General features: G+C 64.3%; 15 protein-coding genes. 6 read left to right on the top strand and 9 right to left on the bottom strand.

Annotated features, from left to right (window positions below; genetic code table 11):
• Nucleotides 1-5: 5 nt before the first annotated feature.
• Nucleotides 6-869 carry an FAD binding domain-containing protein gene (locus AC3EML_RS05695; RefSeq protein WP_352461893.1) on the bottom strand — a complete coding sequence of 288 codons (864 nt, stop codon included), beginning with the start codon at nt 867-869 and terminating at the stop codon, nt 6-8.
• Nucleotides 870-1,254: 385 nt separating this feature from the next.
• Here AC3EML_RS05695 and pncA point away from each other — a divergent pair, with 385 nt between their 5' ends.
• Nucleotides 1,255-1,869 (top strand): bifunctional nicotinamidase/pyrazinamidase, encoded by a 615-nt coding sequence (pncA, locus tag AC3EML_RS05690; RefSeq protein ID WP_352461895.1) that lies wholly within the window; start codon nt 1,255-1,257, stop codon nt 1,867-1,869.
• A gap of 85 nt (nt 1,870-1,954) precedes the next feature.
• Nucleotides 1,955-3,322 (top strand): sodium:proton antiporter, encoded by a 1,368-nt coding sequence (locus AC3EML_RS05685; protein ID WP_352461896.1) that lies wholly within the window; start codon nt 1,955-1,957, stop codon nt 3,320-3,322.
• 162 nt (nt 3,323-3,484) lie between these two features.
• Here the strand turns inward: AC3EML_RS05685 and AC3EML_RS05680 are convergent, their stop codons facing one another.
• From AC3EML_RS05680 to gcvA, 8 genes are all read right to left on the bottom strand, one after another.
• A complete protein-coding gene (locus AC3EML_RS05680; RefSeq protein WP_023736901.1) occupies nt 3,485-4,222 on the bottom strand; it encodes an ABC transporter ATP-binding protein in 738 nt (245 codons plus the stop codon).
• The gene (locus tag AC3EML_RS05675) at nt 4,219-4,944 is read right to left on the bottom strand and encodes an ABC transporter ATP-binding protein (protein ID WP_023695898.1); all 726 of its coding nucleotides are present in this window, start codon (nt 4,942-4,944) and stop codon (nt 4,219-4,221) included. The genes AC3EML_RS05680 and AC3EML_RS05675 overlap by 4 nt, the downstream gene beginning before the upstream one ends.
• Nucleotides 4,941-5,903 (bottom strand): branched-chain amino acid ABC transporter permease, encoded by a 963-nt coding sequence (locus AC3EML_RS05670; protein WP_352510614.1) that lies wholly within the window; start codon nt 5,901-5,903, stop codon nt 4,941-4,943. Before AC3EML_RS05670 ends, AC3EML_RS05675 begins: the two co-directional genes overlap by 4 nt.
• The gene (locus AC3EML_RS05665; protein ID WP_023683565.1) at nt 5,900-6,781 is read right to left on the bottom strand and encodes a branched-chain amino acid ABC transporter permease; all 882 of its coding nucleotides are present in this window, start codon (nt 6,779-6,781) and stop codon (nt 5,900-5,902) included. The genes AC3EML_RS05670 and AC3EML_RS05665 overlap by 4 nt, the downstream gene beginning before the upstream one ends.
• Nucleotides 6,782-6,940: 159 nt before the next feature.
• A complete protein-coding gene (locus AC3EML_RS05660; RefSeq protein WP_023671283.1) occupies nt 6,941-8,245 on the bottom strand; it encodes an ABC transporter substrate-binding protein in 1,305 nt (434 codons plus the stop codon).
• Nucleotides 8,246-8,397: 152 nt separating this feature from the next.
• Complete coding sequence (locus AC3EML_RS05655; RefSeq protein WP_027049172.1) at nt 8,398-9,840, bottom strand: hypothetical protein; 1,443 nt, start codon at nt 9,838-9,840, stop codon at nt 8,398-8,400.
• Between the two features lie 191 nt (nt 9,841-10,031).
• A complete protein-coding gene (gene pncB / locus AC3EML_RS05650) occupies nt 10,032-11,336 on the bottom strand; it encodes a nicotinate phosphoribosyltransferase (RefSeq protein ID WP_023683568.1) in 1,305 nt (434 codons plus the stop codon).
• Nucleotides 11,337-11,505: 169 nt separating this feature from the next.
• Nucleotides 11,506-12,474, bottom strand: a complete 969-nt coding sequence (gcvA, locus tag AC3EML_RS05645; protein WP_023671280.1) for a transcriptional regulator GcvA — start codon at nt 12,472-12,474, stop codon at nt 11,506-11,508.
• A gap of 212 nt (nt 12,475-12,686) precedes the next feature.
• On the opposite strand from gcvA, the gene speB reads away from it, so the two are divergent.
• The 4 genes from speB to AC3EML_RS05625 all read left to right on the top strand — a co-directional run bounded on the left by speB (nt 12,687) and on the right by AC3EML_RS05625 (nt 15,933).
• Complete coding sequence (gene speB / locus AC3EML_RS05640) at nt 12,687-13,748, top strand: agmatinase (protein WP_352520596.1); 1,062 nt, start codon at nt 12,687-12,689, stop codon at nt 13,746-13,748.
• Nucleotides 13,749-13,831: 83 nt separating this feature from the next.
• On the top strand, nt 13,832-14,626 hold the full coding sequence (locus AC3EML_RS05635; protein ID WP_023739695.1) for a transporter substrate-binding domain-containing protein: 795 nt from the start codon (nt 13,832-13,834) through the stop codon (nt 14,624-14,626).
• 6 nt (nt 14,627-14,632) lie between these two features.
• Nucleotides 14,633-15,289, top strand: a complete 657-nt coding sequence (locus AC3EML_RS05630; protein WP_023683571.1) for an amino acid ABC transporter permease — start codon at nt 14,633-14,635, stop codon at nt 15,287-15,289.
• Complete coding sequence (locus AC3EML_RS05625) at nt 15,286-15,933, top strand: amino acid ABC transporter permease (protein ID WP_023739697.1); 648 nt, start codon at nt 15,286-15,288, stop codon at nt 15,931-15,933. The genes AC3EML_RS05630 and AC3EML_RS05625 overlap by 4 nt, the downstream gene beginning before the upstream one ends.
• The last annotated feature ends 53 nt before the right edge of the window (nt 15,934-15,986 follow it).

The raw sequence follows: 15,986 nt of genomic DNA, 5'->3' as shown, positions 1-15,986 counted from the left end.
GTGGCTCATGCCGCCACCATGCTGTTGTCGTTCGTCAGTCCGCAAGCCCCCAGCACGGCGCGGGCGACAAGCTCGCGCGCTGCGTCGAGCCGGTATTCGGCGCTGCCGCGCACGTCGGCAATCGGCGAGAGCTCGGCCATCGGCGCGGACAGGAGCGCATCGGCGAGTGCCGGGCCGACAGGCTTGCCCACCAGCACGGCTTCGACAGCGGCGAGCCGCCTGGCGACGGCCGAGCAGGACCCGACCGCGACAGCGGCTTCCATGACTACGCCATCCTCGGCAACGAGGCGCGCCGCCACCATGGCGATGGAGATGACGAGGTAGCGCCGCGCACCGAGCTTGACGAAGGCCGACGTGCCGGTGGCCCTGGGCTTCGGCACCCGGATGGCGGTAACCAGCTCGCCCGGTAGCAGGGCGGTGCGGCGGTTGCCGAGAATGAACTCCTGCAGCGGCAGATAACGCGTCGCGGTTGCAGAGCGCAGCTCGACCTCGGCGTCCAGCACCAGCAGTCCCGGAACGCCATCGGCGGCAGGCGAAGCATTGCAGAGATTGCCGGCGATCGAGGCGACATTCTGGATCTGCAGGGAGCCCACTTCGCGCGCGGCCTGCTTCAGCGCATCGAAAGCCGCCGGCAATGGATGGCGGACAAGGTCGGTCCAGGTGGTGCGGGCGCCCAAAACCCAATGGGTTTCGGTCTCGGCAATGCCGCGCAGCGAGACCAGGCCGTTAATATCGAGAACATTGTCGCGGAACGGTTTGGCGCCCTGCGCCGGATAGAAATCGGTGCCGCCGGCAAGCACGCGCCAGGCGCCCTCGCCCAGCAGAGCGAGCGCCTCGTCGAGCGTGGCGGGTTTCGCGTAACGGATCACGCTTTGCCTTCCAAAAAAATAGGCCTTCCCATTGGGACCTTCAAAAGGTGGGGTCTTCCCGAACCCCGCCAATGTCTGATCAGGCCAAATTCATTCGTATGCAAATGATATCAAGCTGGCGGAAATTGTCAAAGCCGGAGTTTAAGGGAACCCGGCCGCCATGCATTTGTTACGTCCGCGCACGATCCCCAAAAATCGGAATCGATTTTCGGAAAGGATCCTGCGCAAAGTAAAGTGCTACAGCGTCCTTTGCGCGTCCGAAGGGGACGCGCGGCGCTGTAGGAGGTTGACGCAGGCGGCCATCCGGTCGAGTTTCTGCATCCGGTCGCATCAGCGGCGTATTTCACTCGATCCCCCGTTCGAGACGTAGAAGAGGAGAGGCGCCATGGCCGACGAAGCGCTTGTTGTCATCGACCTGCAAAACGACTTCTGCCCCGGCGGCGCACTGGCGGTTGCCGGCGGCGACGAAATCGTGCCGCTGGTCAACGATCTGATCCGGCATGCCGAGCATGTCGTGCTGACGCAGGACTGGCACCCGGCCGGACATTCGAGCTTTGCCTCCAGCCATCCGGGGGCGCAGCCCTTCAGCGCAATCGAGATGCCCTATGGGCCGCAGACTCTGTGGCCCGACCATTGCATCCAGGGCAGCCTCGGTTCGGACTTTCACTCGGGGCTCGCCTGGACCAAGGCCGAGCTGGTGATCCGCAAGGGGTTCCGCCCCGATATCGACAGCTACTCCGCCTTCTTCGAGAACGACCACAAGACGCCGACCGGGCTCGCCGGCTACCTCAAGGAGCGCGGCATCGGCACCGTGACCCTGGTTGGCCTGGCGACCGACTTCTGCGTCGCCTTCTCGGCCCTCGACGCGGTCAAGCAAGGCTTCAAGACGACGGTGCGGCTCGACGCGTGCCGCGGCATCGATCTCAACGGTTCGGTCGAGGCGATGCTGAAGAGGATGCGCGATGCCGGGGTGAAGCTCGAAGACCCGATCTCGGAGTGACTGGATCGTGACGCATCGAGGGGGCTGCACACAGTTGGGGAAGGCTTTCGCGGCAGGTGTACTCGCTTCCGCTGTGTCTCCGCAAATGGCCTTCGCGGCCGAGGCCCGCGGTCTGCCCGATGCTGCCATGTCGCTGTCGTGGGCGCTGCCTTTCGCCGGCCTGCTGCTGTCGATCGCCACCGGACCGCTGCTGTTCCACCATGTCTGGGAGCATCATTACGGCAAGATCGCCGCCGGCTGGGCAGCGCTGGCGGTCATCCCGCTGATGGTTGCATTCGGCGTTCCGGTAGCCGGTGAAGCCGTGCTGCACACGCTGCTCACCGAATACATGTCGTTCATTATCCTGCTGTTCGCGCTCTACACCATTTCGGGCGGCATCCTTGTCGCCGGCAACATCCATGGCACGCCGCTGGTCAATGCCGGGCTGCTGCTCGTCGGGGCGATGCTGGCCTCGGTGATCGGCACCACCGGCGCCTCGATGATCCTGATCCGGCCGATGCTGCGCGCCAACGACAACCGGCAGTTCAACGCCCATGTCGTCATCTTCTTCATCTTCCTGGTGTCTAACATCGGCGGCTCGTTGACGCCCTTGGGCGACCCGCCATTGTTCGTCGGCTTCCTGCGCGGCGTCGACTTCTTCTGGACGTCGGCGAACCTCTGGCGCGAGACGCTGTTTACCGGCGGCCTGGTGCTGCTTGTCTTCCTGGCCATCGACATCATGCTGCATCGCCGTGAAGGCGGCGCGCCGAAGATCAAGGATCCGACGCCGGATACGAAGGTGCGCCTTCGCGGCCTGGCCAATCTGCCGTTGCTGGCCGGCGTCATTGCCGCGATCCTGCTTTCAGCTGCCTGGAAGCCGGGCGTGACTTTCTCCATCCTCGGCGTCGGCCTCGAACTGCAGAACCTGGTGCGCGATGCCATCATCCTGGCGCTCGCCGGGCTGTCGCTTGTCGTTTCCCTCAAGAGCCATCGCGAGGCCAACGGCTTCACCTGGGGCCCGATCGCGGAGGTGGCAAAACTGTTTGCCGGCATCTTCATCTGCATCGTGCCGGTCATTGCCATCCTTCGCGCCGGCCATGACGGCGCGCTGGCGCCGCTGGTGGCGCTGGTGACGTCACCCACCGGCCAGCCCAATGATCTCGCCTATTTCTGGCTGACCGGCGGGCTGTCGTCCTTCCTCGACAATGCGCCGACCTATCTGGTGTTTTTCGAACTCGCAGGCGGCGACGCGCGGCACCTGATGACGGAGGCGGCCTCGACGCTGGCCGCGATCTCGGCCGGCGCGGTGTTCATGGGCGCCAACACCTATATCGGCAATGCACCCAACTTCATGGTCTACGCCATCGCCCGACACCGCGGTGTGAAGATGCCGGGTTTCTTCGGCTACATGGCGTGGTCGGGCCTGGTGCTGATGCCGATCTTTGTGATTGCGGGTTTTTTGTTCTTTGCGTGATGCAAAGGGCGCTGGGCCCTTACCTACCCCGTGTGGGGAGGTCGGACCGAAGGTCCGGGTGGGGGTCGGTGCCGCCCCCACCCGGCTGCTTCGCAGCCACTTGCCGGGGCGAGCCACGGGTCTCGCCCGTCCTTCGGACCCCCACAAGGGGGAGGGTAAAGTCTATCCCACCCCTACATATCGGCGCACCGCCGACGGATCGGCGCGAAGCTGTTCGACATCGACGGTCTCGCGGTTGCGGCCGTTCTCGATGAAGCAGACGCGGTCGGCGACGGACAGCACGGCGTCGACGCGCTGTTCGACCAGAATGGTGGAGACACCTAGCTCACGCAGCTTCACCACCGTCTCGCGGATTTTGGCGATCATCGACGGCATCAGCCCCTCCGTCGGCTCGTCTAGCAACAGCACCTGCGGCTCCAGACAAAGCGCGCGGGCCATGGCCAACATCTGCTGTTCGCCACCGGACAAAGTGCCGGAGCGCTGCCGCAGCCGCTGGCGCAGCAACGGGAAGAGGTCGAGCACGCTCTCGCGCGTCGCTCTTCCCTTGCCGCGCGCCATCAGGCCGATCTCGATGTTTTCCGCCACCGTCATCTCGGCGAACAGCCGCCTGCCTTGCGGCACATAGGCGACGCCGGCCTTGGGCACCTCATGCGCCGGCAGGCCGGTCAACTCCTTGCCGGCGAGCCGGATCGAACCGGCGCTCGACCGAACCAGCCCCATGGTCGCTTTCAGCGTCGTCGTCTTGCCGGCGCCGTTGCGACCGAACAGGCACAGCACCTCGCCCTTGTTGAGCACGAGATCAAGACCGTAGAGCACCTGAACCTCGCCATAGAAGCAGTCGAGCCCGGAGATGGTCAGCGCTTCAGTCGTGTGGGTATCAGTTTTGGGGGCTTCGCTCATGCCGCCGTTCCCAGATAGGCTTCCTGCACCTGTGTGTTGGCGCGGACCTGTTCGGGCGTGCCTTCGGCCAGGATCCTGCCGGCGTTGAAGACGGTGATGCGGTCGGCCAGTTGCATGACGACAGGCATGTTGTGCTCGATCAAAAGCACGGTGGCGCTCTTGGCGATCTCGCGCACCAGGTCGATGAAATTGTCGATCTCGCTGTCGGCCAGCCCTTGCGTCGGCTCGTCGAGGATCAAAAGCCGCGGCTTCAGCGCCAGGCCCATTGCCACTTCCAGCAGGCGCTGATGGCCGTAGGAAAGCTGGCCGGCCGGCATATGGGCGCGGCCGGCCAGTCCGGTGCGTTCCAGCGCGGCCATGACGCCGGTGCGCACCGCACCTTTCGAGCGGGCATCGGTCAGCGTGCGCTGCACCGGCAGCGCGACATTATCGTAGGCAGAGAGGTTGGCGAAGACGCTGGTGATCTGGAAGGTGTAGGCGATGCCCCGGCGCACCCTGAGATAGGCCGGCTGGCTGGTGATGTCGGCGCCGTCGAAGACGATCATGCCGGACGATGGCTGAATGCGGCCGCTGACCAGGCTGACGAAGGTGGTTTTGCCGGCGCCATTGGGGCCGATGACGGCGCGGATCTCGCCCGGCATCAGCTGAAAATCGACACCGTCGACGGCGCGCAGGCCGCCGAAACTGCGCGCCAGGCCTTTGGTGGTCAGCAACGGCATCATGGGAGCCACCCGAGCCAGCGCTGGCGGATGGTGCCCAGAATGCCTTTGGGGAAAAACAGCACCAGCAGGATGAGCGCAATACCGACGATCAGGAGATAGGCGGAGGTGTAGCCGCTGGCGGTGTCGATGACATAGTACATGAACACCGTGCCGAGCAGCGCGCCCAGCGTCGTGGCGGCGCCGCCGAGCAGCACCCAGAGCAGCGGCAGGATGGAATACTGCACCGAGGCAAAGCTCGAGCCGACATAGCCGAACAGCAGCGCATAGGCCGCACCCGAGGCGGCGCAGATGGTGCCGGAGACGACGACGGCGATCAGCTTGTTGGAGAAGGTGTCGTAGCCCAGCATTTTCGTGCGCTCCTCGTTCTCGCGCACCGCGACCAGCACGCGGCCATAGCGGGAGCGGACGATGGCGAGGGTGATCAGCAGCACGACCGAGAACAGCGCCAGCGCGCTCATGTAGCGCACGGTCGGGTTGGTTAGGTCGAGCGATGTCGCGCCGAAGGCCAGAACCCGCGCCGGCTGCGGCACGACCAGACCCTGGTCGCCGCCGGTCCAGGCGGCGAAATAGAGGATGACGAGGTAAAACACCTGCGCGAACATCATGGTGACGATCATGAAGGCGACGCCGGTGGTGCGCAGCGCCAGCAGGCCGATCACCAGGGCCAGCAGCGCGCCGCAGGCGATGCCGGCGAGGAAAGCCAAAGGCACGCTCCAGCCGAGATGGATGACCGCGAGACCAGCGCCATAGAGCCCGGCGGCGAAGAACATGGCGTGGCCGAGGCTGAGCAGGCCGACATAGCCGAACAGCATGTTGTAGCCCATGGCGAACACCGCCAGCACCATGATGCGGGCCAGCAGGCCATGATGGTAGTCGGGCAGGACGAAGCTCAGCGCAAACAGTAGCGCGATGGCGCCGATATGCAATGCATACGCTTTTGCCGGCGAAGCTTCGCTCATCGCGGCGCCTGCCCGAACAGGCCTTGCGGCCTGAACACCAGCACCATGGCCACCAGCAGCGTGGCTATGATCTTGGCCAAAGTCGGCGAGAAGAACACCGAGATGATGCCATCGGACAGGCCGATCAGCACGGCGGCAACGACGGTGCCGCGCAGCGAGCCGAGGCCGCCGATGATGACGACGATGAAGGACAACAGCAGCGGGTCCTGCCCCATCAGGTAGTGCGCCTGACTGATCGGCACGATCAGCACGGCGGCGATGGCCGCCAGCATGGCGCCGAGCGCGAAGACGCCGGCATAGACGCGGGCGACCGGAATGCCGAAGGCCTGCGCCGTCTCGCTGTCATATTGGGTGGCGCGCATGATGAGGCCGATCTTGGTGCGCGTCAGCACCAGCCAGGTGGCGATGAGCAGAAGGGCCGAAGCGGCAATGATCGACAGCTTGTAGCCGGAATAGCCGAACCAGGGCAAAAGGATGCGGTAGCTGAAGGGCGGCTCCACCGGGCGGGCTTCCGGGCCATAGAAGCTCAACGCCAGCTGCTGGATGATGTAGAGCATGCCGATCGTGGCGACGATGGTGGCTTCCGGATTGTAATTGAGCCGCCGCAGCACAAGCCGCTCGGCTACCAGCGCAATGGCGCCGACAATCAGCGGCGCAATCACCAGCGCCGCCAGGAAGCCGAGCGTGGGATGGCCGGGTATCGCCGTCGAGATCGCCCAGGCCAGCACCGCGCCCAGCATGAAGAACTCGCCATGGGCGACGTTGACGACGCGCATGACGCCGAACACCAGCGACAGCCCAAGCGCCGTCAGCGCCAGCACGGCTGAGGTGACAAGGCCTTCGAGGGCGGCGAGGAGGAGATGGGGTCCGAAATGCATTCAGGGCGCCCTTACCCTCCCCTTGTGGGGAGGGTGACCGCGCAGCGGTCGGGTGGGGGTTGGGCACGGGCCGTCGCGACCCCCACCCCGTCTCGCAAGCTTCGCAAAAGTGCGAAGCTTGCGTGCCGACCCTCCCCACAAGGGGGAGGGTAAGGCGCCTCACAGCGCCTGCGTCGTATAATCCCCTTCGGCCTCGTAAAGCCCGTCCTCGATCTTGGTCTTGTGGACGACCTTCATCTTGCCGCCTTCGACCTTGGAGATGTTCTGGATGCCAAAACACTGGTGGATCTTGCCGTTGAAGGTCTTGGGGCCTTGCGGATGCTCCGGGCCTTCGGCGAATTCGGTCAGAGCCTCGGTCGCCTCGACCAGCTTGGCGCGGTCTTCCGGGCCCTTGTAGCCGGCATCTTCCATCGCCTTCTTGACGACATAGAGCGTCTCCCAGCAGCCGAACATGTGGGCGGCGGTGGAGACGTCCTTGGGGTCGCCAACGGCAGCCCCATTGTCGTCGATGCCGACAGCGGCGCGGTAGGCTTTCTGGGCGGCCGAGTCATTGGCCTGCGCATAGCGCGGCGAACCTTCCCAGAAATGGCTGCCGTCCAGGAATTCGAGGCCGGGGCTGTTGATGTCGGTGGCTTCGAGCGAATCGATGAAGCCGAACAGTTGCGGCCGGTTGGAGCCGTAGAACTCGCCGAGTTCCTTGACGAAGGTGAGCACGGCCGGGCCGACCATCACGTGGTAGATGACTTCGGTCTCGGCGGGTATCTGCGGGAAGTATTTCGTGAAAGACGACTCTGTCGGCGGGATGGCGATCTGGGCGATGACCTCGGCGCCTTGCGCCTTCAGCGCCGGCGGCAGGTAGTCGCGATGGTCGTAGCCGAAGGCGAAATCCGGGAAGATCTGCGTCACCTTCTTGCCGGCATTGGCCGCGATCCACGGCGCCATCGACTGGATCTGGCTCTTCACATCGGTGATGCCAGGCTGGAAGACGTAGCGGTTGAGCTTGGTCGAAGCGACGTGGTGGCCTTCGCTGACGACGAAATACGGGATCTTGTTTTCGCCGGCGGCCGGCGCCGAGCCGATCACCACATGCGAGAACAGCGTGCCGAAGACGATGTCGGTCTTGTGCTGGGTGGCGAACTTGCCGACCACCTCGGCGCCACGGCCGGGATCGGTGCCGTCATCCTCGATCACCAGTTCGACAGGCCGGCCGTTGATGCCGCCGGCGTCGTTGATCGCCTTGACCGCGGCGGCACTGGTCTTTTCATACCAGCGGCCATAGGCGGCGCCGATGCCGGTGCGGTGCGACTGGAAGCCGATCTTGATTGGCGCTGAACTCTGCGCCTGGCTGTAGCGGACGAAGCCGGGCGCGAGCGTCAGCCCGGCGCCGGCGGCGAGACCTTTCAGCGCGGTGCGGCGGCTAAGGGTGGATTTGGAGAGATCGAAAAACCCATTCTTGTCAGTCACGGCAGTTCCCCTGTTTTTGAGTTTTGACTGTCTGTAACGAGGCAAGGCCACTCCCTTGCAGGAGGGGCAGAAATTGCATGTGTACAAACTAAATCACCAAAGCACAGAGCTTGCAAGCGGGCTTTCCGCAAAGGCATGTGGATCAGCTTGTCTCATCCGGCCGTCGGCGTGGCAAGCAACCACAGGCCGAAGATCGTGTAGGCAATCATCAGCATGGTGAGCGGCAACTGGCTGAGGGCGGCGCGCGATGGCACCTGGTGCAGTCGCCAGGCCAGTCCATGGGCAACGAGCACCGCCAGCATGTGCCCGGCGATGATGATGCCGGCCTGCAGGTTCCACAGCCACCAGGCGGAGTCGGCCCCGGCGACGATACCGGCCTCGATCTGCATGTCGGCGGCGCCGAACAGGTTCCATCCCAGCGCGAACGGGTCGGACAGAGCGGCGATCGCATACTGGCCGTCGACCAGCAGCGCCGTCAGATAGTGCGCGACATGATAGGCGAGCGCGATCGGTACGATCGACCAGACCAGCAGCCCGGCGGCCTCGCCGTGGGAATGTCGGCTGCCGGCAAGGCGCTGACCGAGTATGACGGCCAGCAGGAATGCCGCCGCCAGCAGAACGAAGGTCAGCACGAGGCCGAAGCTGCTTATGCCGATGAGCGCGGTGCGGCCGGGATATTCCAGCGGGTTGATGCCGGACAGGCCGAGCCAGAAGAAGGTTTTCGACAGGCCGTCGAAGGACACCGATGACAGGCTGAGCAGCAGGAAAGCGATGCCGCTTGCCGGCAGGGGCGCTGCGCCGAGCAGTTTTGAGCCCGGCCAGCAGAGAGCGAGCCGCCCGTGTTCATCGCGCTCGACAAGGGCGAAGCGCGCCACCATGGCGAAGAACACCGTCAGGAATTCGCCGCGCCGGCTCCAATCGCGGTAGCCGAAGGCGAGCATGGCGATGAAGGTAAGCAACCAGTAGAGGCCGGCGGCATAGGCCAGCCGCGCCGGGTCGTCGGGCGCCGGGTCGATCAGCTCGAACCAGGCGAAGGCGAAGAACAGGATAACGGCTGGCCAGCAGCCGAGCCATGAAGGCAAACGCGATTCCTGTCCCTCACCGCCACGAAGCTTGAACAGGCGGCTTACGATCCGCCACGGGCCATACCACGGGTTCAGCCACGACCAGAGATCGCCGAACAGGCCTTGCGCGATGGCAAGGCCGACCCAGAGCAGCGTCCAGATGGTTAGCGGCAGCGGATTGGAGAGCGGATCGCGGCTGCCGAACAGGCCGGCGGCGTTGAGCGTTGCGAAGCCGGCAAAGGAGATGAGGCTGATGATTGTGCGAGGGGTGTCGGCGAATGGGAAGAGCGGCAGGCGGCGGCGCCAGAAGCGGTGGAGGGTTGCGGGTGGCAGCAGGGCGAGAACGAGGAAGCTTACCGCGACGGCAAGCGCGCCGCCGGCGATGTAGTAGCCGGTCGGCAGGAGGAGGACGTGACCGCGGTCGGAGGCGTGCGCGAGGGCGGGGGTGGGGAGGAGTGTGAGGGTGGTGGTGATAAGGGTTGGCCGGTGACGGCCGCGCTCTACGACGCCCCCCTCTGTCCTGCCGGACATCTCCCCCTCAAGGGGGGAGATTGGCAGTTGCCCTGCCGGCGCTTCCTTTGCAACGTCGGAGATTAGCGAAGGCGGAGATGACGGGGTAATCTCCCCCCTTGCGGGGGAGATGTCCGGCAGGACAGAGGGGGGTGGGCGGGAACTCACGCTATCGCGATTTCCATTTCGTCCAGCAAGGCACCCGCCGACCCTCAAACCTTGACCAGCTGCTCCACGCGATCCTTCGCCCCAAAAATCCGGAGATAGCGCTCGATCTCCTTCTTGTCGCCCGTCGCTTTCGCCGGATTGTCCGACAGCTTCACCGCCGGCCGGCCATTGGCCTCCGTCACCTTGCAGACCAGCGATATCGCATCCAGGCTGTTGGTTTCGGTCGGCGCGCAGCCTTCGAAATCGTTGGTGAGGTTGGTGCCCCAGCCGAAGGACATGCGCACCTTGCCCTTGAAGTGCCTGTAGGTCTCCTCGATGGTTTCGACCTCGAGACCGTCGGAGAAGATCAGCAGCTTCTGCCTGGGGTCCTTGCCCTTCTCGCGCCACCAGTCGATGATTTTTTCGCCGCCTTCGATCGGCGGCGCGCTGTCGGGGCGGAAGCCGGTCCAGTCGGCGACCCAGTCCGGGGCGTCGCGCAGGAAGGATGCGGTGCCGAAAGCGTCGGGCAGCACGATCAGCAGGTTGCCGCCGTAATAGCGCTGCCAGTCCTGCAGCACCTTGTAGGGTGATTCCTTCAATTCCTTTTCCGACTTGGCAAGGGCGGCAAAAACCATCGGCAATTCATGCGCGTTGGTGCCGAGCGCTTCGAGGTCGTTGTCCATCGCCAGCAGCACGTTCGAGGTGCCGGTGAAGGCTTCGCCAATGCCTTCCTTGAGCGCCTCGACGCACCAGCGCTGCCACAGGAAGGAATGGCGGCGGCGGGTGCCGAAATCGGAGATGCGGATGCCGGGCAGCGCCTTCAAGCGTTCGGTCTTGGCCCACATCTTCCCCTTGGCGCGTGCATAGAGCACGTCAAGCGCGAAGGGACCGAAGGCGCGCATGGCGGCGCGGGAACGAAGCTCATTGATGATCGCCAGCGCCGGGATTTCCCACAGGGTGGTGTACATCCAGGGACCGCTGAAGGAGAGCTCGTACTGACCGTCGCGCTTGGAGAGCTCGTAGTCGGGCAGCCGAAAACCTTCCAGCCAGGCGAGGAATTCCGGCTCGAAGATCTGCTTGCGGCCATAGAAATTGTTACCGCCAAGCCAGATCATCTCCTTTTTGGAGAAGCGCAGCGTGCGGGCATGGTCGAGCTGGTCGCGCAATTCGCCTTCGTCGATGTCGTCGGCAAGCCGCACCGAGGTAGTGCGGTTGATCAGCGAAAAGGTGGCGTCGACCTTGGGGTACATGCCCCAGATCATCTGCAGCATCAGAAGCTTGTAGAAATCGGTGTCGAGCAGGCTGCGGACGATCGGGTCCAGCTTCCAGGTGTGGTTGTAGACGCGCCGCGCTATATCAGTTCTTGCCATGTCCTGCCGTCGCCTTCGCTGCTCACGTCCTTCTTACGCAATTCCGGACGGGAAACCGCCGCACAGTTTTCCTGGAATTGCCCGGCAAGAGCTTATTAGCATTGAATTTTTGAAAGCGCCTCCCGCTTTCCGGGCTGGCCCGACAAAAAGCAGTCGCTCCGGTCCAGCCTCAACTCTTGGCGCCCACCACCCGCAGCGCCGGACGCTTCCGGCGGCTGCCGATGCGGCCGGCCACCGGCGCGTCGGCGCGGCTGTCGGCCTGTTCCTTTTCGGCGAACAGCCAGTCGACGAACAATTGCACGATCGGCGCCGAACGCATCTCGTTGCGGCAGACGACATAGAAATCGTCGACCGCCGGCACCGACAGGCTGAACGGCGCCACCAGCAGGCCCCTGGCGAGCAGCATGCTGGCTGTGACGGAATCGCCGAGCGCCACGCCATGGCCGTGCACCGCGGCTTCGATCGCCGTGCGGGCGTCGCCGAGATGGTGGCGGCGGCCACGTTCGAGGTCGAGCCCATCGGCGGCGGCCAGCCAGGTGTGCCATTCGCGGCCATCATCGCCATGCAGGATGACATGGCCAGCAAGATCCCGGCAGATGCGGAGCGGCCGGTTGTTGATCAGCGTCGGGCTGACCACCGGGAACAGTTCGAGGCCCGACCATTTGCGCATCCAGCAATCGGTCCAGCTGCCGTCGCCATAGAGCACGCAGACATCGACCTGTGGGGCGCGGATGTCCTTGGGGTCGTTGGACGGGATCAGCGTCAACCTGATATCAGGATATTGCGCCATGAAGCTGCCGAGCCGCGGCGTCATCCACAGAAGCAGCAGCGCCGGCACGCAGGAGACCGACAGCGTACCGGCGCTGGCTGGCCTGGTCATGCGCTGGGTGGCGGCGGCGATGCCGTCGAAGGCGGTCGAGACCGCCGGCAGCAATTCGGCGCCGTGCGGGGTGAGCTTTACCCGCTGTCCGGTGCGTTCGAACAGTTTTACGCCGAGTGATTGCTCGAGCGCCTTGATCTGGTGGCTGATTGCGCCGTGGGTGACGTTGAGCTCACTCGCCGCCTTGGTCAGCGAGGCATGCCGCGCCGTCGCCTCGAAGGCGCGCAACGGATTCAAGGGGGGCAGACGCTTGGCCATGAGCAACCGGATACTCTGTGAGATTTTCTCACAATCAGCACCGTAACAATATCAATTGATTTTTCAATGCGGCTGCCGGACACTTTGGCAGGTCAACAGCATCAATGACGTAAAATCTACAGGCAGCCAGCGGGACAGCGACCCGGCCGGATGATGGTCAGTTCGCAGATGTCGCCACGGCCGCATGCATCAGCCCGCAGGAGGAGACCGACATGGGTTATGACAGAGGCAAGCTGGAAGCCTTGCGCCGCAAGTATGGCGAGAGCCATGGCGGCGAGATGTTCGACCCGAAGTTCCGCAAGGTCGCCGACAAGATCTTCTCCAAGAGCGGCACAAGGCTGGCGCCCTATGCCGGCATCCCCACCTTCCTCGCCGCGCCCTACCGTGAAATCGCTGCCGACAATCCGGATTTCGGCGATTTGCAGGTGGCGATCATCGGCGTGCCGATGGATCTCGGCGTCACCAACCGGCCCGGCTCGCGCTTTGGACCCAGGGCGCTGCGCGCCATCGAGCGCATCGGCCCTTACAATCATGTGCTGGAATGCGCGCCGACGCATGAGCTGCGCGTCGCCGACATCGGCGATACGCCGTTCCGCAGCCGCTACCGGCTGGAGGTCAGCCACGAAGACATCGAGCGCCGCACCAACCAGATCGTCGATGCCGGCGTGCTGCCGCTTTCGGTCGGCGGCGACCACTCGATCAGCCATCCGATCCTGAAGGCGGTCGGCAAGAAGGCGCCGGTCGGCATGATCCACATCGATGCCCATTGCGACACAAGCGGGCTGTTCGACATGACCAAGTTCCACCATGGCGGCCCGTTCCGCAACGCGGTGCTGGACGGCGTGCTCGACCCCGCCCGCACCATCCAGATCGGCATCCGCGGCTCGGCCGAGTATCTGTGGGAGTTCACCTACGAATCCGGCATGACGGTCGTGCATGCCGAAGAGGTGACGGGTCTCGGCATCCCCGCCATCATCGAGAAGGCGCGCAAAATCGTCGGCGACGGCCCGACCTACATTTCCTTCGACGTCGACAGTGTCGATCCGGCCTTCGCGCCAGGCACCGGCACGCCGGAAATCGGCGGCCTGACGACGCGCGAGGTGCTCGAACTGCTGCGCGGCTTGAAAGGCCTCAACATCATCGGCGGCGACGTCGTCGAGGTGGCGCCGCAATATGACGCGACCACCAACACCGCCCATGTCGGCGCCCAGGTCCTGTTCGAGATCCTGAGCCTGATGGTGTTCAGCTCGGCGATCACCGGCAAGGGGGCCTGACGGATTTCACACGCAAAGGCGGCCGCCGCGCTGGAGCCGGCGGCCGTTTCCAAAACAAACAAGCTTCCAGAAGGGGAATACCAATGACAATCCAAATGAAATCAACCATCGCCGCCGCGCTGATGCTCGCCGGCCTCGGCTTCGCCTCCCAGGCCCATGCCGATGCCGTCGACGACATCACCAAGGCCGGCGCCATCAATGTCGGCATCTTCTCCGACTTTCCGCCCTTCTCCTCGGCCAGCGCCGATATGAGCATCAAGGGTTACGACGTCGACGTCGCGCAGGCGATCGCCGATTCACTCAAGGTGAAGCTCAATCTGGTCAGCGTCACCGGCCAGAACCGCATCCCGTATCTCACCGACAAGCGCGTCGATATCCTGATGAGCGTCGGCTATTCCAAGGAGCGCGAGGAGGTGATCGATTTCGCCGCCGCCTATGCGCCCTACTACATCGCCGTCATCGGTCCGGCAGCGCTTTCGGTCAAAGGCAAGGAAGATCTCGCCGACAAGTCGATCGCCGTCAACCGAGGCACGCTGGAGGATACGTCGCTGACCGAGGCGGCGCCGGCATCGGCCGACATCAAGCGCTTCGACAACTACAACTCCGTCATCCAAGCCTTCATCTCCGGCCAGACGCAGCTGATGGTGGTCGGCAATGATGTCGGCGCGCAGGTGCTGGCCAAGCAGGACGCGCTGAAGCCGGAGCAGAAGTTCCAGCTCTTGACCTCGCCTTCGCATATCGGCCTCAACAAGAAAGAGGACCGGCTGAAGACGGCGGTCAATGATGCGGTTGCCAAGATGCTGGCCGACGGCAAGCTCGATGAGAGCTCGAAGGCCTGGCTGAAGACGCCGCTCAATCCCGACAACCTCAAGGATTGAGTTCTCGTGGCCTTTGCCTGGCTCCCAGGTGCTGTGGGCGACATCGCGCGCGGCGCGGCCACGACGATCCTGTTGATCGTCGTGACCACGCTCGTGGGCACGCTGCTCAGTATCCTGGGCGCTGCCGGCCGGCGCAACGGCCCGGTATTCGTGAAGCGCGCCATCGCGGTCTATGTCGAGGTGATGCGCAACACGCCGTTCCTGGTGCAGCTGTTCTTCATCTTCTTCGGCCTGCCCAGCCTCGGCATAAGGCTCGATCCGATCCTGGCCGCCATGCTGGCAATGACGCTCAACATGGCGGCCTACACGATTGAAATCGTCGGCGCCGGCCTCGATGCCGTGCCCGGCGGACAGACGGAAGCCGCCTTGGCACTCGGGCTTCGGCCACGCCAGGTGTTTGTCAAGATCGTGCTGCCGCAGGCGCTCAAGGTGATCTACCCGGCGCTGACCAGCCAGATCGTCATCATGATGCTGGAATCGGCCGTGGTGTCGCAGATCGCCGTGCGCGAGCTGACCTATGAGGCCGACATGCTGCAAGCCCGCACCTTCCGGTCCTTCGAAACCTATTTCGTCGTGACCCTGGTCTACCTCGTCCTGTCCATGGCCTTGCGCCGGCTGCTGGTCACAGGCGGGCGCCGCGTATTGGGGGCAGGTGTCACATGATCGAATTCACCTTCTGGGACATCGTTCGCAATCTGCTGCTCGCCGCCCGCTGGACGGTGCTGTTGTCGCTGGCGGCCTTTGTCGGCGGGGCGCTGGTCGGGCTGATCGTGCTGTTCTTCAGGATCGCAGAGAATAAATGGAGCCAGCGGGTCGCTTCCGGCTACATCGCCCTGTTCCAGGGAACGCCGCTGTTGATGCAGCTGTTCCTGATGTTCTTCGGCCTGCCGATGCTCGGCCTGCGCATCGAGCCATGGACGGCAGCGGTGCTCGGCCTGACCTTCTTCGCCAGCGCCTATCTGGCCGAGATCTGGCGCAGCGGCGTCGATGCGCTGCCGCTGGGACAGTGGGATGCCGGCGCCAGCCTCGGCCTGCACCGCCTGCAGGAGCTCAGGCTGATCATCCTGCCGCAGGCGTTCTCGATCACAAGGGCGCCGATCGTCGGCTTCCTGGTGCAGTTGATCAAATCGACGGCGCTGACCTCGATCATCGGCTTCGAGGAGCTGGTCAGAACCTCCAACGCCATCAACAACGCCACCTTCGAACCGTTCAAGGTCTACGGGCTGGTGGCGCTGATCTTCTTCGTCATGTGCTTTCCACTGACGCAATACGCCCGTACGCTCGAACAACGAGCGGCGGCCCACTGACGCCAGGCGGCGACAGTGCGTGAAGGGAACCTGCCGGAATAGAACGGCATCAA

The organism is Mesorhizobium sp. P170090 (assembly GCF_057786115.1).
The sequence above is the reverse complement of the archived record's forward strand: the minus strand, read 5'-3'. Positions and strand labels throughout refer to the sequence as shown.